The sequence below is a fragment of the Pseudomonas sp. WPR_5_2 genome, assembly GCF_003634475.1.
GTDB lineage: Bacteria > Pseudomonadota > Gammaproteobacteria > Pseudomonadales > Pseudomonadaceae > Aquipseudomonas > Aquipseudomonas izuensis.
Window position 1 is genome coordinate 79,231 of sequence record NZ_RBLA01000003.1, and the last position, 20,737, is coordinate 99,967.

Sequence of the window (20,737 nt, forward strand, 5' to 3'; positions counted from 1 at the left end):
TGAAACACCGCCCTCGGCTATACTCCCCGCATTTCGAAACAGCCCCCGAGGACAGCCTGTGAAGAACTGGACGTTGCGCCAACGCATTTTGGCGAGTTTTGCAGTCATCATCGCCATCATGTTGCTGATGGTGGTCGTCTCGTATTCGCGGCTGCTGAAGATCGAAACCAGCGAAGCCAGCGTTCGTGAGGATGCGCTGCCGGGGCTGTATTACAGCTCGATGATTCGCGGCGCCTGGTCCGACAGTTACCTGCGGATGCTGGACATGCTGGGCCTCGAAGAAGGGCAGGACTTCAGTGCTGAAGATGTCGCGGACTTCAAGGGTTATGCGGCGCGCCTGCAAGAGCAGATGGAGCTGTATAAAGGGACGGTCACGACTGACGAAGACAAGGTCGAGTACGCCGCGTTTGAGAAAGCCCATGCCGATTACCACCGGATCCTCGGTGCCGTGATCGAGTTGTATAAGCGCAAACAGAACGCCGATGCCATCAAGATGTTCAAGGAAGAGTTGACCCCGGCCTGGACGGCGGGGCGCATGAAGCTCAATGACATCCTGCGCGAGAACAAAGTCGTTGCCGACAACGATATTGCCGCCATCGATGATGCGGTGCTCACCGCCAAAGTCATCATGGGCATTTCCCTGGTGGTCGCGGTACTGGCCGCCGGGCTCTGCGGCCTGTTGCTGATGCGCGCCATCATGGCGCCCATGAACCGCATCGTGAATATTCTCGAAATCATGCGCACCGGTGACCTCAGCAGTCGCCTGAATCTGGAGCGCAAAGATGAATTCGGCGCCGTGGAAACCGGCTTCAACGACATGATGACCGAGCTGACCTCGCTGGTGTCCCAGGCCCAGCGCTCGTCCGTACAGGTCACCACGTCGGTCACCGAGATTGCGGCCACCTCCAAGCAGCAACAGGCCACCGCCACCGAAACCGCTGCCACCACCACCGAAATCGGTGCGACGTCCCGGGAAATCGCGGCCACCTCGCGGGATCTGGTGCGCACCATGACTGAAGTGTCCACCGCCGCCGATCAGGCCTCGGTCGCCGCCGGTTCCGGGCAACAGGGCCTGGCCCGCATGGAAGAAACCATGCATTCGGTCATGGGCGCGGCCGATCTGGTCAACGCCAAGCTGGCGATCCTCAACGAGAAGGCCGGCAACATCAATCAGGTGGTGGTGACCATCGTCAAGGTCGCCGATCAGACCAACCTGCTCTCGCTCAATGCCGCCATCGAGGCCGAGAAGGCCGGTGAGTACGGTCGCGGATTTGCCGTGGTCGCCACCGAAGTCCGGCGCCTGGCGGACCAGACCGCCGTCGCCACCTACGACATCGAACAAATGGTGCGCGAGATCCAGTCGGCGGTGTCGGCCGGGGTGATGGGCATGGACAAGTTTTCCGAAGAAGTACGCCGTGGCATGTCCGAGGTGCAGCAGGTGGGCGAGCAGTTGTCGCAGATCATCCATCAGGTCCAGGCGCTGGCGCCTCGGGTATTGATGGTCAACGAGGGCATGCAGGCCCAGGCCACCGGTGCGGAGCAGATCAACCATGCCCTGGTGCAATTGGGCGACGCCAGCAGCCAGACCGTCGAGTCCTTGCGCCAGGCCAGTTTCGCCATCGACGAACTGAGCCAGGTCGCCGTAGGGCTGCGTAGCGGCGTCTCGCGATTCAAAGTCTGATGAGCGAACTGACCGCCAAACGCACTGCGGTGAAGCAGGCGTTGCACGCGTTGTTTCTGGTGTTCCGCATCGGCAGCGAGCGTTACGCCTTGCAGGCGATTGAAGTGGCGGAAGTGCTGCCGCGCCTGCCCTTGAAGCCCATTGCCCACGCGCCGCACTGGGTGGCAGGCGTGTTCGCCTGGCGCGGCGCGGTGGTGCCGGTGATCGACCTCAGTGCGCTGACCTTCGGCACGCCGGCCCAGGCCCGTACCAGCACTCGACTGGTGCTGGTGCATTACCGGCCGGATGACAACGCACAGGCTCAATTGCTCGGGCTGATTCTGGAACAGGCCACCGATACCTTGCGCTGCAATCCCGCTGAATTTCAGCCCTATGGCCTGGACAATCGCCAGGCGCCATACCTGGGACCTGTCCGCGAAGATGCGCAAGGCTTGCTGCAATGGGTACGGGTCGCCGACTTGCTGGATGAGCGGGTTCGCGCGCTGTTGTTTCCAACACCGCCGCTGGACCTGGCGCTGCTCGGGGAGCGGCCATGAGCAGCGATCAGCGGTTTTTCGATTTTCTCAAGGAGCGTATCGGCCTCGACGTGAACTCGGTGGGCCCGGCAATCATTGAGCGTGCAGTGCGTCAGCGCAGCGCGGTATCCCTGGCAGAGACGGCTGACGAATACTGGCGCACGTTGCAGGGTTCAAGGGACGAGCAACAGGCGTTGATCGAAGCAGTGGTCGTCCCGGAGACCTGGTTTTTCCGTTATCCGGAATCCTTCGCTGCCCTGGCGAAACTGGCGGCCAAGCGCCTGGCCGATATCAACAACCTGCGCGCCCTGCGGATTCTCAGCTTGCCGTGTTCCACCGGCGAAGAGCCGTACTCGATTGCCATGTCGCTGCTGGATGCCGGATTCAATCCGCACCAGTTCAAGGTCGAAGGCATGGACGTCAGCCCACTGTCGGTGGAAAAGGCCCGGCATGCGCTGTACGGCAAGAATTCCTTTCGCGGGCAGGACGTGGCCTTCCGTGACCGCTATTTCACGGCTGAGAATGACGGCTATCGCCTCGACGGCCGGGTGCTGGAGCAAGTACGCCTGCAAGTCGGCAATCTGCTCGATCCAGACTTGCTCGCCAATGAGCCACCCTATGACTTCGTGTTCTGCCGCAATCTGCTGATCTACTTCGACCAATCGACGCAAAAGCAGGTGTTCGAAGTCCTCAAGCGCCTGACCCACGTCGATGGCGTGCTGTTTATCGGCCCGGCCGAAGGCAGTCTGCTGGGGCGTCTGGGCATGCGTTCGATCGGTATCGCGCAGTCCTTTGCCTTCAGCCGCCAGAGCGCTGTGGACCCTGAGCCTGGGCCGGCATTCGTTGCCACGCACATGTCTACGCCAAGACCTGGGCCTTTGCCGGTACCGCAACCGGTCCGCAACATCGTGCCGCCACCGGTCGCCAGGCGCCCGTTCACCAGCGTTGCGCGGCCAGCACTGCCAGTGAAACCGGACCCTTGCGAAGCCGCCACGCTGCTGGCGAACATCGCCGCGCTGGCCAACGAAGGCAAAAGCGCCGAGGCCCGTGCCGCTTGCGAAAGCTACCTGCGCAGCCATGAACCCGTGGCCCAGGTGTTCTATTGGCTGGGGTTGCTCAGCGATGTCGCCGGCAGTGTCCTGGAAGCCCAGGGTTTTTATCGCAAGGCGTTGTACCTCGAACCGCAACATCCCGACGCGTTGATGCACCTGGCTGCGTTGCTGCAGTCCCAGGGCGACACCGTGGGTGCCAGACGATTGCAGGACCGTGCCGCCCGCAGCGAGCGCGCCGCCGACAGTGAGCGTAAACGATGATCGCCTCCGACACCTTTAGCGTCACCCATGAAGATGCCCAGGCCATCGACGATTGCTGGAACCGCATCGGCATCCATGGCGACAAGTCGTGCCCGCTGCTGATCGAACACATTCATTGCCGCAATTGCGCGGTGTATTCGGCCGCCGCGACGCGCCTGCTGGATCGTTATGCGTTGCAGCAGGAAGATCGCGAACACGTGTCCGCCACCGTGCAGAGCGAGGTGAAAACCCGCTCGCTGCTGATGTTCCGCCTCGGCGAAGAATGGTTGGGCCTGACTACCCGCAGTCTGGTGGAAGTGGCGCCGCAGCAAGCCATTCACTCACTGCCGCACCAGCGCTCCAGGGCCTTGCTCGGAGTGGCGAACGTTCGCGGCGCGCTGGTGGCGTGCCTGTCGCTGGTGGAGTTGCTGGGGCTCGACAGCGTCAACAACGCGGCCGCAGGCACTCGGGTCATGCCGCGCATGTTGATCATTGCTGCCCATGGCGGGCCGGTGGTGGTGCCGGTGGACGAGGTGGACGGCATTCACGCCATCGATGAACGCATCCTTGATGCGGCGTCGCGTTCCGGCACCCAGGCCAGTGCCAAATACACCCGCGGCGTGTTGCCATTCAAAGGTCGCAGCCTGCGCTGGCTGGATGAAGAACAGCTGTTGTCCGCCGTGACCCGGAGCCTTTCATGACCCCCGAGCAGATGCGCGACACTTCTTTGCTGGAGCTATTCAGCCTGGAAGCCGAAGCCCAGACCCAGATACTGAGCGCAGGGCTGCTGGCGCTGGAACGCGACCCGACCCAGGCCGATCAACTCGAATCGTGCATGCGGGCGGCGCACTCGCTCAAGGGCGCGGCGCGGATTGTCGGTGTCGACGCGGGGGTCAGCGTTGCCCATGTCATGGAGGATTGCCTGGTCAGCGCCCAGGAAGGGCGGCTGTACCTGCGCCCCGAGCACATCGATGCGCTGCTGCAAGGCACCGACCTGCTGATGCGCATTGCAACGCCGAACAGCACGCCGGGGTTTGCGGAAATCGAGGCGTATGTTGCCTTGATGACACGCTTGCTTGACCCTGGAGCCGTTGCCATGCCCGCCGTGGCACCTGCCGTGTCGGTGATGGCGGCGCTTCAACTCGAAGCGCCCGCCCCCGGGGTCGAAGAACCGACCCCGGTCGCCGAGCTGCCTGCCGAGTCGGTGGCCGCGCCGAAACAGACCCGGCGCACCAATGAAAATGGCGAGCGCGTGTTGCGGGTCACCGCCGAGCGCCTGAACAGCCTGCTCGATCTGTCGAGCAAATCCCTGGTGGAGACCCTGCGCCTCAAGCCGCACCTGGCCACCATGCAGCGGCTCAAACGCACGCAGAGCAACGGGCTGCGGGCTCTGGAAAACCTCAACGTTCATCTCAAGGACCATGCCCTGAGCCTTGAAGCCCGGGAAGCCCTCGATGATGCGCGCCGTTTGTTGGCCGAGTCCCAGCGATTGCTGGTGGAGAAAAATGCCGAGCTGGACGAGTTCGCCTGGCAAGCCAGCCAGCGTGCGCAGGTGTTGTACGACACCGCCCTGGCCTGTCGCATGCGGCCGTTCGCCGATGTATTGACCGGTCAGGTGCGGATGGTCCGCGATCTTGGGCGCAGCCTCGGCAAGCAGGTGCGGCTGGAGATCGAGGGCGAGAAAACCCAGGTCGACCGCGACGTCCTGGAGAAGCTCGAAGCACCGCTGACACACTTGCTGCGCAACGCGGTCGATCACGGCATCGAAACCCCGGAGCAACGGTTGTTGGCCGGCAAACCGCAAGAAGGGGTGATTCGCTTGCGCGCCTCCCATCAGGCCGGATTGCTGGTGCTGGAGCTCAGTGATGACGGCAACGGTGTCGATCTGGAAAAAGTCCGTCGCAGCATCATCGAGCGTCAGTTGTCGCCACCAGAAACGGCCGCGCAGTTGAGCGAAGAAGAACTGCTGACGTTCCTGTTCCTGCCGGGTTTCAGCCTGCGCGATACCGTCACCGAAGTCTCCGGGCGTGGCGTCGGCCTGGACGCGGTGCAGCATATGGTCCGTCAGTTGCGCGGTGCGGTGGTGCTGGAACAGACAGTGGGCGAGGGCAGTCGTTTCCACCTCGAAGTGCCGCTGACCCTGTCGGTGGTGCGCAGCCTGGTGGTGGAAGTCGGCGACGAGGCCTATGCCTTCCCGCTGGCCCACATCGAACGCATGCGCGATCTGGAACCGACGGACATCGTACAGGTCGAGGGCCGGCAGCACTTCTGGCATGAAGGCCGGCACGTGGGGCTGGTCGCCGCCAGCCAGTTACTGCAGCGCCCCGCGAGCCAGGGCAGCCAGCAGACCTTGAAAGTCGTGGTCATCCGCGAGCGCGATGCGATTTATGGGGTGGCGGTCGAGCGCTTTATCGGCGAGCGGACCCTGGTGGTGCTGCCGCTGGATGAGCGCCTGGGCAAGATCCAGGACATTTCCGCCGGGGCCTTGCTCGACGACGGTTCGGTGGTGCTGATCGTCGACGTCGAGGACATGCTGCGTTCGGTGGACAAACTGCTCAATACCGGGCGTCTGGAACGCATTGCCCGGCACAGCCATCAGGCCGCCGAAGCAGCGCGCAAGCGGATTCTGGTGGTGGACGACTCCCTGACCGTACGCGAGCTGCAACGCAAGCTGCTGATTAATCGCGGCTACGACGTGGCGGTGGCGGTCGACGGCATGGATGGCTGGAACGCCTTGCGTTCGGAGGATTTCGATTTGTTGATCACCGACATTGATATGCCGCGCATGGACGGTATCGAACTGGTGTCGCTGTTGCGTCGGGACAACCGCCTGCAATCGCTGCCGGTGATGGTGGTGTCCTACAAGGACCGTGAGGAGGACCGCCGTCGTGGACTGGACGCCGGAGCCGACTATTATCTAGCCAAAGCCAGTTTTCATGACGACGCCCTGCTCGATGCAGTCGTTGAGCTCATAGGAGGAGCAAGGGCATGAAAATCGCCATCGTCAACGACATGCCAATGGCCGTGGAGGCCTTGCGCCGCGCACTGGCTTTCGAACCTGCGCATCAGGTGATCTGGGTGGCCGGCAATGGCAAGGAGGCCGTGCAAAAGTGCGCTGAACAGACGCCGGACCTGATCCTCATGGACCTGATCATGCCGGTGATGGACGGGGTGGAAGCGACCCGGCGGATCATGGCCGAAACGCCCTGCGCCATCGTCATCGTCACCGTGGATCGGCAACAAAACGTACACCGCGTATTCGAAGCCATGGGCCATGGCGCGCTGGATGTGGTCGACACCCCGGCCCTCGGTGCCGGCAACGCCCAGGAAGCCGCGGCGCCCTTGCTGCGCAAGATCATGAACATCGGCTGGCTGATTGGCGAGAAGAGCAAGCCGGCGCCTGGCGCACCGAGCCCGCTGCGCAGTTCCGCCTCGCGTCAGCGCCTGATCGCCATCGGCTCCTCCGCGGGCGGGCCGGCGGCGCTGGAGGTGTTGCTCAAGGGGCTGCCACGGGATTTTTCCGCGGCCATTGTGCTGGTGCAGCATGTTGATCAGGTGTTTGCCGCCGGCATGGCCGAATGGCTCGGCAGCGCCAGTGGCCTGAACGTGCGCCTGGCCAGGGAGGGCGAGTCGCCACAACGCGGCACGGTGTTGCTGGCCGGCACCAATCACCATATTCGATTATTGAAAAACGGGACCCTGGCTTACACCGCCGAACCGGTCAATGAGATTTATCGGCCCTCGATCGATGTGTTTTTCGAGAGCGTGGCCAGTTACTGGAACGGCGATGCGGTAGGGGTTTTGCTCACCGGCATGGGGCGTGATGGCGCGCAGGGGCTTAAACTCATGCGCCAGCAGGGCTACCTGACCATCGCACAAGACCAAAACAGCAGCGCGGTGTACGGTATGCCGAAAGCGGCTGCGGCCATCGACGCCGCCGTGGAAATACGCCCGCTGGAAAAGATAGCGCCACGATTGCTGGAGATCTTTCCCAAATGACTACTATTAGCAGCAATCCTGGCCGAGGCAGTTTTCAGGTGAACGCACATGAATGATTTACAGCTCGACGACTTCAAGACTGACGAATATGCCGCCATGGTGTTGTTGGTGGATGATCAGGCGATGATCGGCGAGGCGGTGCGGCGTGGGCTGTCGAACGAAGAGAACATCGACTTCCATTTTTGCGCCGATCCGCACCAGGCCATTGCCCATGCGGTCCGCATCAAGCCGACGGTGATCCTGCAGGACCTGGTCATGCCCGGTCTGGACGGCCTGAGCCTGGTGCGTGAATACCGCAATCATCCGGCGACCAAGGACATTCCGATCATCGTCCTGTCGACCAAGGAAGACCCGCTGATCAAGAGCGCGGCGTTCGCGGCCGGGGCCAACGATTACCTGGTCAAACTGCCGGACAACATCGAACTGGTCGCGCGTATCCGCTATCACTCGCGCTCCTACATGACGCTGTTGCAGCGTGACGCGGCGTACCGCGCGTTGCGGGTCAGCCAGCAGCAGTTGCTCGATACCAATCTGGTGCTGCAACGGCTGATGAACTCGGACGGCCTGACCGGGTTGTCGAACCGCCGGCATTTCGACGAGTACATGGAGCTTGAATGGCGCCGTTCACTGCGTGAGCAAAGCCAATTGTCGCTGCTGATGATCGACGTGGATTACTTCAAGACCTACAACGACACCTTCGGCCATCTGGAAGGCGACGAGGCCCTGCGCAAGGTCGCCACGGCGATCCGCGACGCCAGTGCCCGGCCTTCCGACCTGCCGGCCCGTTACGGCGGTGAAGAGTTTGCCCTGGTGCTGCCCAACACCTCCCAGGGCGGCGCGCGTCTGGTGGCGGAAAAACTGCGCATGACCGTGGAAGCCTTGAAGATCCCGCACAGTTCTCCGACCGAGGGATCGAACCTGACCATCAGCATCGGCCTGGCGACCATCACCCCGAAGGCTGGCAGTCATTGCCGGGAATTGATCTCGGCGGCGGACAAGGGGCTGTACCTGGCGAAGAACAACGGGCGCAATCAGGTGGGAATCGGATAAGCGACGCAGAACACTGTGGGAGCGGGCTTGCCCGCGATGACGGCGTGTCAGGCGACGAATATATCGACTGTCAGGCCCCCATCGCGGGCAAGCCCGGCTCCCACCGTGATCTCCATCGTTGCAAAGATCGCCTGCGAGGCATGGCTTTTCGGCCAAGCGGACTGCCGTTTGCGGCCGTTTGCCGTTATACTCGCCGGCTTTCAAAAGTTCGCCAACGAGTGCTGCCCGCCATGGAAATCAACCCGATCCTGAACACCATCAAGGACCTGTCCGAGCGCTCCGAAACTATTCGGGGGTATCTTTGACTACGATCAAAAGCATGAGCGTCTGACCGAAGTCAACCGCGAGCTTGAAGATCCGAGTGTCTGGAACAAACCTGAATACGCCCAGGAGTTGGGTCGCGAGCGCGCTGCGCTGGCGCAAATCGTCGATACCCTGGACGAGCTGAACACCGGTCTGGCCGATTGCCGTGACCTGCTGGACATGGCCGTCGAAGAAAACGACGAAGGCGCAGTGGGCGATGTCGTCGCCGAGCTGGCCCGTCTTGAGGAAAGTCTGGCCAAGCTGGAATTCCGCCGCATGTTCAGCCACGAAATGGACCCGAACAACGCCTACCTGGACATCCAGGCCGGCTCCGGCGGTACCGAAGCCCAGGACTGGGCCAACATCCTGCTGCGCATGTACCTGCGCTGGGCTGACAAACGCGGCTTCGACGCGACCATCATGGAACTGTCGGCCGGTGAAGTCGCCGGGATCAAGGGTGCTACCGTGCACATCAAGGGCGAATACGCCTTTGGCTGGTTGCGTACCGAGATCGGCGTACACCGCCTGGTGCGCAAGAGCCCGTTCGACTCCGGCAACCGTCGCCACACGTCGTTCTCCGCCGTGTTCGTCTCGCCAGAGATCGATGACAAGGTGGAAATCGAGATCAACCCGGCGGACCTGCGGATCGACACCTATCGTTCCTCCGGTGCCGGTGGTCAGCACGTAAACACCACCGACTCGGCCGTACGTATCACCCACGTACCGACCAACACCGTGGTCAGCTGCCAGAACGAACGTTCCCAGCACGCCAACAAGGACACCGCCATGAAAATGCTGCGGGCCAAGTTGTACGAGCAGGAAATGCAGAAGCGCAATGCCGCTTCCCAGGCGCTGGAAGACACCAAGTCGGATATCGGCTGGGGTCACCAGATCCGTTCGTACGTGCTCGATGCGTCGCGGATCAAGGATCTGCGCACCAACATCGAACGCAGCGATTGCGACAAGGTGCTCGACGGCGATATCGACGAATACCTGATGGCCAGCCTGAAATCTGGCATTTAAGGCACGCAATACGGGATCGGCGTACACCTGATCCCTGTAGGAGCTGGCTTGCCAGCGATCCCCGGCCGCAGGCCGGGGGCAACGAACCCGTGATGGAATATTTAAAGACATGAGCGACCTAGAACTCGACCCGCAAGCCCTGCAACAGGAAGAAAACTCCCTGATCGCCCTGCGCAAGGAAAAGCTTGCTGCCGAGCGCGCCAAGGGCAATGCCTTCCCCAACGACTTCCGCCGCGAAAACTACTGCGAGCAATTGCAGAAACAGTACGCGGACAAGACCAAGGAAGAGCTGGCAGAGGCTGCGATCCCGGTCAAGGTTGCCGGTCGCATCATGCTCAACCGTGGTTCGTTCATGGTGATCCAGGACATGACCGGGCGCATCCAGGTCTACGTCAACCGCAAGACCCTGTCCGAAGAAACCCTGGCCGCGGTGAAAACCTGGGACATGGGCGACATCATCGCTGCTGAAGGCACCCTGGCCCGTTCCGGCAAGGGCGACCTGTATGTGGAAATGACCAGCGTGCGCCTGCTGACCAAGTCCCTGCGCCCGTTGCCGGACAAGCACCACGGCCTGACCGACACCGAGCAACGCTACCGCCAACGCTACGTTGACCTGATCGTCAACGAAGACGTGCGCCAGACGTTCCGCGTGCGTTCGCAAGTCATCGCCCACATCCGCAGCTTCCTGATGAAGCGTGACTTCCTGGAAGTGGAAACGCCGATGCTGCAAACCATTCCGGGCGGCGCGGCAGCCAAGCCATTCGAAACCCACCACAATGCGCTGGACATGGGCATGTTCCTGCGTATCGCCCCGGAGCTGTACCTGAAGCGGCTTGTTGTTGGCGGATTTGAAAAGGTGTTCGAGATCAACCGCAACTTCCGTAACGAAGGCGTTTCGACCCGTCACAACCCTGAATTCACCATGTTGGAGTTCTACCAGGCTTACGCCGACTACGAAGACAACATGGACCTGACCGAAGAACTGTTCCGCGAACTGGCGCAGCTGGTTCTGGGCAGCACCGACGTGCCGTACGGCGACAAGGTGTTCCACTTCGGCGAGCCGTTCGTGCGTCTGTCGGTGTTCGACTCGATCCTCAAGTACAACCCCGAGCTGACCGCTGACGACCTGAACGACATCGACAAGGCCCGTGACATCGCCAAGAAGGCCGGTGCCAAGGTGCTGGGCTTCGAAGGCCTGGGCAAGCTGCAGGTGATGATTTTCGAAGAGCTGGTCGAGCACAAGCTGGAACAGCCGCACTTCATTACCCAGTACCCGTTCGAAGTGTCGCCGCTGGCCCGTCGTAACGACGAGAACCCGAACGTCACCGACCGTTTCGAACTGTTCATTGGTGGTCGTGAAATCGCCAACGCCTATTCCGAGTTGAACGACGCGGAAGACCAGGCCGAGCGTTTCATGGCGCAGGTGGCCGACAAGGACGCCGGCGACGACGAAGCCATGCACTACGACGCCGACTTCGTTCGCGCGCTGGAGTACGGCATGCCGCCAACGGCGGGTGAGGGTATCGGCATCGACCGCCTGGTGATGTTGCTGACCAACTCACCGTCGATCCGCGACGTGATCCTGTTCCCGCACATGCGGCCGCAAGCGTAAGTGTTTCAACTAAAAAGCCGCCTGACATGGGCGGCTTTTTATTGCCTGTCTGGTACAAACGTATCAATTGGTTACTTTTGAAGTAGAGAGAGGAATTCCCGTCGTGAAGCATGCATTGGCTCAAGAAGGTGCAGCGGGTATCGCCACTGCGGTCGCTGAGAGTGTTCAGTACCAGGGTCGCAAGGCCAGCCGACAGGGCAGCGAGCAGCGGCGACAGGAGATTCTCGATGCCGCGATGCGCATTGTCGTGCGCGATGGCGTGCGTGCCGTGCGCCATCGGGCAGTGGCAGCCGAGGCCAATGTGCCGCTGTCGGCGACCACCTACTACTTCAAGGACATCGATGACCTGCTCACCGATACCTTCGCCCAGTATGTCGAACGCAGCGCGGCCTACATGGCCAAACTGTGGGTGAACAATGAGGGTCTGTTGCGGGACATGATCGCCAGCGGCGACGGCAGCCCGCAGGCGCGCTCGCACCTGGCCGACCAGATTGCACGGCTGATGACCGACTATGTTCACCGGCAACTGGTCACCCGTCGCGAGCACTTGATGGCCGAGCAGGCATTCCGCCAGGAGGCGCTGCTGAACCCGCGCCTGGCCAGGCTGGTGCGTTCGCACCAGCAAATTCTCCTGCAGGGCTCCTGCCAGCTTTTTCAGGTATTGGGGTCCCGCGAGCCACAACAGGATGCCAAAGTGTTGACGGCTATAATCGGACGGATGGAATATCAGGGCCTGCTCAACGACACCGAGCCGGCCGCCGAAGAGGAAATGCTCGGCATACTGACGCGTTATATGCATTTGGTGCTGGCTTCGGTCTAATCCCGATGTGAACGCTAACCTCTGTGGGAGCGAGCCTGCTCGCGATGGCGGCCTGACATTCAGCATACCTGTTGCCTGACACTCCGCTATCGCGAGCAGGCTCGCTCCCACAGGGGCCGGTGTTTAATTGAGGGCAGTGCGTGTTCAAAGGGAGTGTTGAATGAAAGCCTGGCGTGTCGTAGCGATCGCCTTGTCGATCCTGCTGCTCAGTGGCTGCCTGGTGACCTTCAAGGAACCGTTGCCCACGAGCGAGCGGGCGCCCAAAGGGTTGCTCGGCAAATGGACCAGTACCAACGCCTGGGGTGAGCCACTCAACCTGGAACTGACGCGCGTCGGCGACAATCGCTATCAGGCGGTCAGCTACTTCAGGGCCAAACCCAGGGAGCGCGAGGCTTATCCATTCACGGTGTCGCGCCACGGCAGCCGCTGGTATCTCTCGGCGAAGGTGCCGGCACAGTTCGGTGGGCATTTCACCATTGCCGGGTTCGAGCTCACCGACAAGCATGAGCTGGTGGTGTACAACCTCGACCTCGAGCAGATCAAACAGGCACTTGGGCAGCAAGCGCTCAGCGGCCAAGGCTTCCAGACCGACGATGGCGAGGGCGTGTTGATCGACAGCCGGATTGATCAGGTGTCCGCTTATCTGGACGACCCGGCCAATTCCGATGTGTTCGTCGAAGCGGTACGCTACCAGCGCCAGGCCAAAGCCAAATAATCAGCATGTTTTTCAGGAGTTTCCGGTGGACGATTACCAGCAGTCGATACGCATTCTGTCTGATCGCATTGTGCTGGCGCAGACGCCGATCCGCGTCCTCGATGCGGTCAAGTGGGATGACACCATCCGCAAGGGTTTCCTCAAGGCCAAAGGCAAGGAAATGCCGGCGGTGGACCGCGACTACTACCTCAACCGGCCGTTGACCTTCGACTCCAGCAAAGTGAAGCTGGAATTCCAGAATATCGAACGTGATATCACCCGCCAGCTCGGTCAGTTCAACCCGGTCGGCCAGATCATGCGCCGCATGTGCAAGGAATACCGGATGGTGGTGCGCATGCTTGAAGCGCGCGGCACCGAGGATTTCGGCCTGATTTCCCAGGAGCTGTACGGTGCCGCCTCCGACGCATTCCATGCCGGAGACCCGACCCTGTCCGACCTGGGCATGATGCTGTCCGAATACCTGAACAACATCGACGGCCGCGGCGATCTGAAGGATGAGCCGAAGACGCTGACCGCCAAGGAAGCCGTCGAGATGTTGCAGCATCGCTTGAACAAGGTGTTTGGCGAAGCCGAGGAAACCATTCGGGTGTTCGAGTCCGATGGGATCGTCGCCGATGCGGCGGCCGGCGCGGACTACATCAAGATCCGCACCGACGCGATGTTCAACCAGCGCGATGTGCGGGCCCTGGAAGTCCACGAAGGCCTGGTGCATGTTGGCACCACCCTCAATGGCCTGAACCAGCCGATCTGCACCTTCCTGGCCAAGGGCCCACCCTCGTCGACGGTCACTCAGGAAGGCTTGGCGATCCTGATGGAAATCATCACCTTCGCCTCCTACCCCAGTCGCCTGCGCAAACTGACCAACCGCACCCGCGCCATTCACATGGTGGAGGAGGGTGCGGATTTCCTGCAGGTGTTCGAGTTCTTCCGCGAACAAGGTTTCGAAATGCCCGAGAGCTACAGCAACGCCAGCCGCGTGTTCCGCGGCTCGACGCCGACCGGTCTACCCTTTACCAAAGACTTGTCCTACCTCAAGGGCTTCATCATGATTTACAACTACATTCAACTGGCCGTGCGCAAAGGCAAGCTGGAGCAGATACCGCTGTTGTTCTGTGGCAAGACCACACTTGAGGACATGCGCACCTTGCGCCAGTTGGTGGACGAAGGAATGGTGGTGCCGCCCAAGTATTTGCCGGAACAGTTCCGCGACATGAACGCGTTGTCGGCATGGATGTGCTTCTCCAACTTCCTCAACCACCTGAGCCTGGACCGGATCGAGGCGGATTACTCCAACATTTTGTGAACAACGTCTCCCTGTAGGAGCAAAGCTTGCTCGCGATGACGGCGCTACATTCAACGCATGTATTGCCGGATATATCGCCATCGCGAGCAAGCTTTGCTCCTACAGGTACAGTGTTTCAGCCCCATTTCTTGCGAGGTTTCAACGGATGAGAATCCTCGGCATCATCTGCCTTCTCCTGGCCTTGAACGGTTGCAGCTCGCTGCTGTTCTACCCCGAACCCGGCCAGCTGTTCACCCCGGAAAAAGCCAAGCTTGAGTACCGCGACGTCACCCTGACCACCGCTGACGGCGTCAGGCTGCACGGATGGTGGCTGCCGGCGAAAAAAGGCGTCGAGGTCAAGGGGACCGTGCTGCACCTGCACGGCAACGGCGGCAACTTGCCCATGCATCTGGGCGGGAGCTGGTGGCTGCCCAAGCAAGGCTATCAAGTGCTGCTGGTGGACTATCGCGGCTACGGTCTGTCCGAGGGCGAGCCGAGCCTGCCGGCGATCTACCAGGACATCGACGCGGCGTTCAAATGGCTCGACGAGGCACCCGAGGTCAAGGGCAAGCCGCTGATCCTGCTCGGCCAAAGCCTCGGCGGTTCGATGGCCGTGCACTATCTGGTTCAACACCCGGAGCGGCAGAAACAGCTCAAGGCATTTGTGCTCGACGGCGTGCCTGCCAGTTACCGCAGTGTCGGCCGTTATGCGCTGAGCAATTCCTGGGTGTTCTGGGCGTTCCAGGTGCCGCTGTCGTGGCTGGTGCCGGACGGCGACAGTGCGATCAACTCCATCGCACAGCTCAACGGTGTGCCGAAACTGATCTACCACAGCATCGACGATCCGATCGTGCCCCTTTCCAACGGCATCCGTCTGTATCAAGCTGCGCCGCCGCCGCGGGTGCTGCAACTGACCCGTGGCGGTCACGTGCAGACGTTCGCCGACCCGGTCTGGCGCAAAGTCATGCTGCGTTTTCTCGAAGACCCGCAGCATTTCAACGGCCTGCGCCGCCTGGGGGAAATCCCCAATTACCCGGCACCCCCGAATTCAGAAGATGAACCACCAGAGAGTCCGCAATGAGTGAAGAACGTAACGCCATCCCGCTGATCATCACCGGTATCTGCAGCATCCTCGGCACCGTCGGTGCCCTGTGGTGGTACGGCTACCTGCACTTCGCCAAGCCCGAGGATGCGTTGCTGCTCAATGAATTCACCATGCTCAAGACCGTGCCGGGGGAAGACTACAAAGTCTCCCTGGAGCCGGCGGCGCAAGTGGCGCAGTGCATTGATGGGGTGTTGGTGTTGTTTGATACCGAGCAGAAAGGGCTAACGGGCGTTCTGGTCAATGACAAGAAAAAAGCGGTGCGGTGCATGGGGCAGGAAACCCCACAAAAACTAGAGCAATAAACCAATCCAATGTAGGAGCGAGCCTGCTCGCGATGGCTGTCTGACATTCAACATTTCTGTTGCCTGACACTCAGCTATCGCGAGCAGGCTCGCTCCTACAGGTTTTTGAGTAACGACGGCTTATTGCGTGTTGGCACTCACCGCCGAACGCGGAATCACCGGTTGATTGTCATTGGAAATCGTCACTTCCACCCGACGGTTCTGCGCCCGTCCCGACACACTGGTGTTGTCCGCCACCGGGTACTCCTTGCCATAACCCTGGGCGACGATGCGCGCCGGATCGACGCCCATCTTCACCAGCGCCATGCGCACGGAACCAGCGCGACGTTCCGACAGTGACTGGTTGTGCGACGCCGTACCGGTGCTGTCGGTATAGCCCTCGACGATCACTTTGCGGTCGGGATTTTGCTGGAGGTACTGCGCCAGTTTGTTGATGTTCATCAGGCCGTTGGATTTCAGCTCCGCCTTGTCGGTGGCGAACAGCACGTCACCGAAAGTCACCAGCGTGCCGCGATCGGTCTGCTTGGCATTGAGACTGGCCTGCAGCTGTTTGATCTGCTGGTCACGCGCATCCAGTCGCGCCTGGGCCCGTTGCGCGGAGGCGTTTTTCAGCTGGGCCTCGGCGGTGCGCAGGGCGATGGTCTGTTTCGCCACTTCCACGCGCTGGTTGGTCAAATACGCAAGTTGATCGACCTTGGCCGGGTCTTCTTTATCCAGATACGCCTTGTCGGCCTTGTCCAGGTAATCGCTGGCTTCCTTGGTTTCCAGTGCCGCGACTTTGCTCGCCTGCGGGTTGGCTTGCAGGCCGCTGTAGTTGGTGCGGGCCTGTTCAAGGTTGGCATTGGGCGGTGTGGAGCAGGCAGCCAATGCAACACTGGCGGCCAACAGGGCAGGGATCATCAAGTGTTTGGAATTCATGGTCTTCGTCCTTTTAGTCGAGTAAAGAAATACGTCGAGCCACGCCGTTTACTGAACGGTGCGCTGGCTTTCCTGACGCAGTTCCTGAACCCCTTGTCGAGAGTCCTTCACAGCCTGTTCGGCTTTCATTGCCTGGGCCTTGCGTTCGGCCACGCGAGCGTCCCATTCAGCCTGTTCGGCGAGGGTTCTGGCCTGGTCGTACTTTTTGTCGTGCATGGCGATTTCGGCTTGTTTGAGCTTGTCCTGGGCCGTCTTCATTTCCACCGCGGCGAATTCAGTACCGCCAGCGCTCACGGCGTTGTTGACCGCTGATTCGGTCACGGCGAACTGTTCGGTGGGTGGGTGGCCGGCACAACCGGCCAGCACGAGACTGCCGCCGATGGCCAAGGCAGCCATTTTCAGGTGGTGCAGAGGGGGGAACGAGGATTTGCCTGTGCGGGTCTTCATGATTTTCAACTCCATTGGGCTTACTCCTGAACAACTGAAAATCCATCCTGGGCATGGAGCCGCAACCTTCGATTTCGGGTGTTTTGAAACGGCCGTCCCAGGCATGGTTACTGGGTTGACCGGGGGCGTTTTTTAAAAGTTCAGAGAAATTGGCGTGGCGTTGGAAAACTGTTGGCCGAATGGACAGGGCTCTAGAGCGGGGATTTGACCTCTGTGGGAGCGAGCAGGCTCGCTCCCACAGGTTCATATGGGTGAATCAGTGTTTCTGCTTACCGTCAGCTGCTGACAAATCGTGCAAATGACGACGGGACAACGCCAGAAAACGCGGGGTCGGACCGATGTCTTCATACAGCGGATCGCCTTCTTCATCGGTGGCCACCACCGTCGAGCCTTTCACATAGGGGAAGCTTTTTTCCAATTCCTCCAGGGCGGCGCCGATCAGTTCGCCGAGCAGTTCTTCGGGTTGCCGTTTGGGGTACATCTCGATGATCGCCGCCAGGCGTGCGGCAGCCTCAACGTCCAGATGAATCGAGTAGCCAGTGTCAGTCAGGCGACCCTTGGCGTTTTCTTCCCAGTGATGGGCAAGCTCGCGGATTTTCATAATGACCTCATGACACGCCTGCTCGTGGCAGTTGGAAGATGTCCGGCACAGGCCGGCTTAAGCCGTTGTACGGCTCAATGTTCAGACTAGCTTCTGCCTTGGAGGTGTGAAGACCCTTCGTCGTCTGACTTGTAAGAACCGGCCTGGGGCGGCACTCTTGGGTTTCCTGGCCGCCGGATTCTTTGCTGGAGAACTGCTGATGACCGATATTGATGCACGCTTGCGCGAGGACGTTCACCTGCTGGGTGAGCTGTTGGGCAACACCATTCGTGAACAGTACGGGGACGGCTTCCTCGACAAGATCGAGCAGATCCGCAAGGGCGCCAAGGCTGACCGCCGCGGTTCCATGGACGCCGAGCTGAGCGCCAGCCTCAACCAGTTGACCGAAGACGAGTTGCTGCCGGTGGCGCGGGCGTTCAACCAGTTTCTCAACCTGGCCAACATCGCCGAGCAATATCAGCTGATTCACCGACGGGAAGAGTCGCAGCCCGCACCGTTCGAGTCGCGAGTCCTGCCGGAGCTGCTCGCTCGCTTGCGCGCTGAAGGGCATGGGGCCGAATCACTGGCCCGGCAATTGGGGCGGCTTGAAATCGAGCTTGTTCTCACGGCTCACCCGACCGAAGTCGCGCGCCGCACCTTGATCCAGAAATACGACGCCATCGCCGCGCAACTGGCGGCACTGGATCATCGCGACCTGACTGGCGCCGAGCGCGAGCAGATCAAATCGAAACTGCAACGCCTGATCGCCGAGGCCTGGCACACCGAAGAAATCCGCCGCACACGTCCGACACCGGTTGATGAAGCCAAATGGGGCTTCGCAGTGATCGAGCATTCGTTGTGGCAGGCGATTCCGAATTACATGCGCAAAGCCGATCAGGCGTTGTACGCTGCCACCGGCCTGCGCTTGCCGCTGGAAGCCGCGCCGATTCGCTTTGCTTCGTGGATGGGCGGCGACCGCGATGGCAACCCCAACGTCACAGCGTCCGTCACCCGCGAAGTGTTGCTGCTGGCGCGCTGGATGGCGGCCGATCTGTACCTGCGCGATGTCGATCACCTTGCGGCCGATCTGTCGATGCAACAGGCCAGTGAAGCGCTCAAAGCCAAGGCCGGAGACAGCGCGGAGCCGTATCGTGCGGTTCTCAAACAATTGCGCGAGCGTCTGCGCGCCACGCGCAATTGGGCTCACGCCGCGTTGACGACACCCACCCCTGCGCCCGCCGACGTGCTGCAAGACAACCGTGACCTGCTCGATCCGCTGGAGCTGTGCTACCACTCGCTGCATGAGTGCGGCATGGGCGTGATTGCTGACGGCCCGTTGCTCGATTGCCTGCGTCGGGCGGTCACGTTTGGTTTGTTCCTGGTGCGTCTGGATGTGCGTCAGGACTCGTCGCGGCACAGCGCGGCCATGACCGAAATCACCGATTACCTTGGCCTCGGTCGCTACGAAGACTGGAGCGAAGACGAGCGCATCACGTTCCTGACGCGCGAACTGAACAACCGCCGACCCTTGCTGCCGGCCCACTACAAGCCGTCCGCCGATACCGCCGAAGTGTTGGCGACTTGCCGGGAAATCGCCGCTGCGCCCGCGGCATCCCTCGGTTCCTATGTGATCTCCATGGCCGGTGCCGCTTCCGATGTGCTGGCCGTGCAACTGCTGCTCAAAGAGTCCGGCGTGTTGCGGCCGATGCGCGTGGTGCCATTGTTCGAAACCCTGGCCGACCTCGACAACGCCGGGCCTGTGATCGAAAAGCTGTTGCTGTTGCCGGGCTATCGCTCGCGCCTGCAAGGGCCGCAGGAAGTAATGATCGGCTATTCCGACTCGGCCAAGGATGCCGGCACCACGGCGGCGGCCTGGGCACAGTATCGGGCGCAGGAACGTCTGGTGGACATCTGTCGCGAGCAGCAGGTGGAACTGCTGTTGTTCCACGGTCGTGGCGGCACCGTGGGCCGTGGCGGCGGCCCGGCCCACGCGGCGATTCTGTCGCAGCCACCGGGCTCGGTGGCGGGGCGTTTCCGTACCACCGAGCAGGGAGAGATGATTCGATTCAAATTCGGCCTGCCGGACATCGCCGAGCAAAACCTCAATCTGTATCTGGCCGCGGTACTTGAAGCGACCCTGCTGCCACCGCCACCACCGACGCCTGAATGGCGTCACCTGATGGATGAATTGGCCGCCGACGGGGTCAAGGCTTACCGCGCCGTGGTGCGGGAGAATCCGCAATTTGTCGAGTACTTCCGTCAGTCGACCCCGGAACAGGAACTCGGACGTTTGCCGCTGGGCAGTCGCCCGGCCAAGCGCCGTGCCGGCGGCATCGAAAGCCTGCGGGCGATCCCGTGGATCTTCGGCTGGACCCAGACCCGCCTGATGTTGCCGGCCTGGCTGGGCTGGGAGGCGGCACTGAGCAAGGCGCTGGAACGGGGCGAGGGCGAGTTGCTGGGGCAGATGCGCGAGCAGTGGCCGTTCTTCCGCACTCGCATCGATATGCTGGAGATGGTGCTGGCCAAGGCTGATGCTGAAATCGCCCAGTCCTACGACGAGCGTCTGGTCGAGCCGGAACTGTTGCCGTTGGGCGCGCACTTACGCGACCTATTGTCGCAGGCATGCTCGATCGTACTGGGGATGACCGGTCAGTCGCAGCTGCTGGCACATAGCCCCGACACCCTGGAATTCATCCGCTTGCGCAACACTTACCTCGACCCGCTGCATCTATTACAGGCCGAGTTGCTGGCCCGTTCGCGGCAACCGGATGTGGCGCAGGACAGCCCGGTGGAACAGGCGCTGCTGGTGTCTGTAGCGGGGATTGCCGCCGGTTTGCGTAATACCGGCTAAGGTTTTTGCCGTGGGGGAACGGCGTCCGATGCGTGCATCGGACGCCAATGACTGGTCGCTATAAAAGTATGGCCAGGCGACAGTTAATGATGGGGTTGCGACTTGGGGAACCGCGCGCAAAGGTCACAAGACCCTGCGGTTTCTCCGACTTTTGGCGTCTTGTGTGGGCGCAGCCTGCTGTGTATCTTGATCAGCCTTTGGCCGTTTGGGCGGCCACGACCCTATTTTTGAGATTGGCCCCA

General features: G+C 61.3%; 18 protein-coding genes. 15 read left to right on the forward strand and 3 right to left on the reverse strand.

The window, feature by feature from the left end:
• The first annotated feature begins 58 nt into the window (after positions 1–58).
• From BJ917_RS12845 to BJ917_RS12910, 14 genes are all read left to right on the forward strand, one after another.
• Positions 59–1,681, forward strand: a complete 1,623-nt coding sequence (locus BJ917_RS12845) for a methyl-accepting chemotaxis protein (RefSeq protein ID WP_096513210.1) — start codon at positions 59–61, stop codon at positions 1,679–1,681.
• A complete protein-coding gene (locus BJ917_RS12850; protein WP_121103555.1) occupies positions 1,681–2,217 on the forward strand; it encodes a chemotaxis protein CheW in 537 nt (178 codons plus the stop codon). The genes BJ917_RS12845 and BJ917_RS12850 overlap by 1 nt, the downstream gene beginning before the upstream one ends.
• Positions 2,214–3,509 carry a protein-glutamate O-methyltransferase CheR gene (locus BJ917_RS12855; RefSeq protein WP_121103556.1) on the forward strand — a complete coding sequence of 432 codons (1,296 nt, stop codon included), beginning with the start codon at positions 2,214–2,216 and terminating at the stop codon, positions 3,507–3,509. The genes BJ917_RS12850 and BJ917_RS12855 overlap by 4 nt, the downstream gene beginning before the upstream one ends.
• Complete coding sequence (locus BJ917_RS12860; RefSeq protein WP_096513207.1) at positions 3,506–4,189, forward strand: chemotaxis protein CheW; 684 nt, start codon at positions 3,506–3,508, stop codon at positions 4,187–4,189. The genes BJ917_RS12855 and BJ917_RS12860 overlap by 4 nt, the downstream gene beginning before the upstream one ends.
• Entirely contained in the window at positions 4,186–6,480 is a 2,295-nt protein-coding gene (locus BJ917_RS12865; protein WP_121103557.1) for a hybrid sensor histidine kinase/response regulator, read from the forward strand. The genes BJ917_RS12860 and BJ917_RS12865 overlap by 4 nt, the downstream gene beginning before the upstream one ends.
• Positions 6,477–7,487, forward strand: coding sequence for a chemotaxis response regulator protein-glutamate methylesterase (locus tag BJ917_RS12870; RefSeq protein WP_121103558.1), 1,011 nt, complete (start codon positions 6,477–6,479; stop codon positions 7,485–7,487). Before BJ917_RS12865 ends, BJ917_RS12870 begins: the two co-directional genes overlap by 4 nt.
• Before the next feature lie 48 nt (positions 7,488–7,535).
• The gene (locus tag BJ917_RS12875) at positions 7,536–8,537 is read left to right on the forward strand and encodes a PleD family two-component system response regulator (protein ID WP_121103559.1); all 1,002 of its coding nucleotides are present in this window, start codon (positions 7,536–7,538) and stop codon (positions 8,535–8,537) included.
• 230 nt (positions 8,538–8,767) lie between these two features.
• Positions 8,768–9,863 (forward strand): peptide chain release factor 2 gene (gene prfB / locus BJ917_RS12880; RefSeq protein ID WP_121103560.1). Its coding sequence is split into 2 segments (ribosomal slippage): positions 8,768–8,839 and positions 8,841–9,863, totalling 1,095 coding nucleotides; the frame shifts between segments, so codons are not numbered across the junction.
• Positions 9,864–9,972: 109 nt separating this feature from the next.
• Positions 9,973–11,475, forward strand: a complete 1,503-nt coding sequence (lysS, locus tag BJ917_RS12885) for a lysine--tRNA ligase (protein ID WP_096513202.1) — start codon at positions 9,973–9,975, stop codon at positions 11,473–11,475.
• 115 nt (positions 11,476–11,590) lie between these two features.
• Positions 11,591–12,295 (forward strand): TetR/AcrR family transcriptional regulator, encoded by a 705-nt coding sequence (locus tag BJ917_RS12890; protein WP_096515555.1) that lies wholly within the window; start codon positions 11,591–11,593, stop codon positions 12,293–12,295.
• Between the two features lie 160 nt (positions 12,296–12,455).
• The gene (locus BJ917_RS12895; RefSeq protein ID WP_121103561.1) at positions 12,456–13,010 is read left to right on the forward strand and encodes a hypothetical protein; all 555 of its coding nucleotides are present in this window, start codon (positions 12,456–12,458) and stop codon (positions 13,008–13,010) included.
• Positions 13,011–13,035: 25 nt separating this feature from the next.
• Complete coding sequence (locus tag BJ917_RS12900; protein ID WP_121103562.1) at positions 13,036–14,313, forward strand: flavohemoglobin expression-modulating QEGLA motif protein; 1,278 nt, start codon at positions 13,036–13,038, stop codon at positions 14,311–14,313.
• Between the two features lie 145 nt (positions 14,314–14,458).
• A complete protein-coding gene (locus BJ917_RS12905; RefSeq protein ID WP_121103563.1) occupies positions 14,459–15,373 on the forward strand; it encodes an alpha/beta hydrolase in 915 nt (304 codons plus the stop codon).
• The gene (locus tag BJ917_RS12910; protein WP_096513198.1) at positions 15,370–15,699 is read left to right on the forward strand and encodes a hypothetical protein; all 330 of its coding nucleotides are present in this window, start codon (positions 15,370–15,372) and stop codon (positions 15,697–15,699) included. Before BJ917_RS12905 ends, BJ917_RS12910 begins: the two co-directional genes overlap by 4 nt.
• A gap of 120 nt (positions 15,700–15,819) precedes the next feature.
• Here BJ917_RS12910 and BJ917_RS12915 read toward each other — a convergent pair whose 3' ends face one another.
• The 3 genes from BJ917_RS12915 to BJ917_RS12925 form a co-directional block, all read right to left on the reverse strand.
• Positions 15,820–16,617 carry an OmpA family protein gene (locus tag BJ917_RS12915; protein ID WP_121103564.1) on the reverse strand — a complete coding sequence of 266 codons (798 nt, stop codon included), beginning with the start codon at positions 16,615–16,617 and terminating at the stop codon, positions 15,820–15,822.
• A 48-nt stretch (positions 16,618–16,665) separates the two neighbouring features.
• Complete coding sequence (locus BJ917_RS12920; RefSeq protein WP_096513196.1) at positions 16,666–17,079, reverse strand: DUF4398 domain-containing protein; 414 nt, start codon at positions 17,077–17,079, stop codon at positions 16,666–16,668.
• Positions 17,080–17,320: 241 nt separating this feature from the next.
• Positions 17,321–17,665 (reverse strand): pilin assembly protein, encoded by a 345-nt coding sequence (locus tag BJ917_RS12925; protein WP_096513195.1) that lies wholly within the window; start codon positions 17,663–17,665, stop codon positions 17,321–17,323.
• A 199-nt stretch (positions 17,666–17,864) separates the two neighbouring features.
• Between BJ917_RS12925 and ppc the strand changes: the two genes are divergently transcribed.
• Positions 17,865–20,495 (forward strand): phosphoenolpyruvate carboxylase, encoded by a 2,631-nt coding sequence (ppc, locus tag BJ917_RS12930; protein WP_121103565.1) that lies wholly within the window; start codon positions 17,865–17,867, stop codon positions 20,493–20,495.
• The last annotated feature ends 242 nt before the right edge of the window (positions 20,496–20,737 follow it).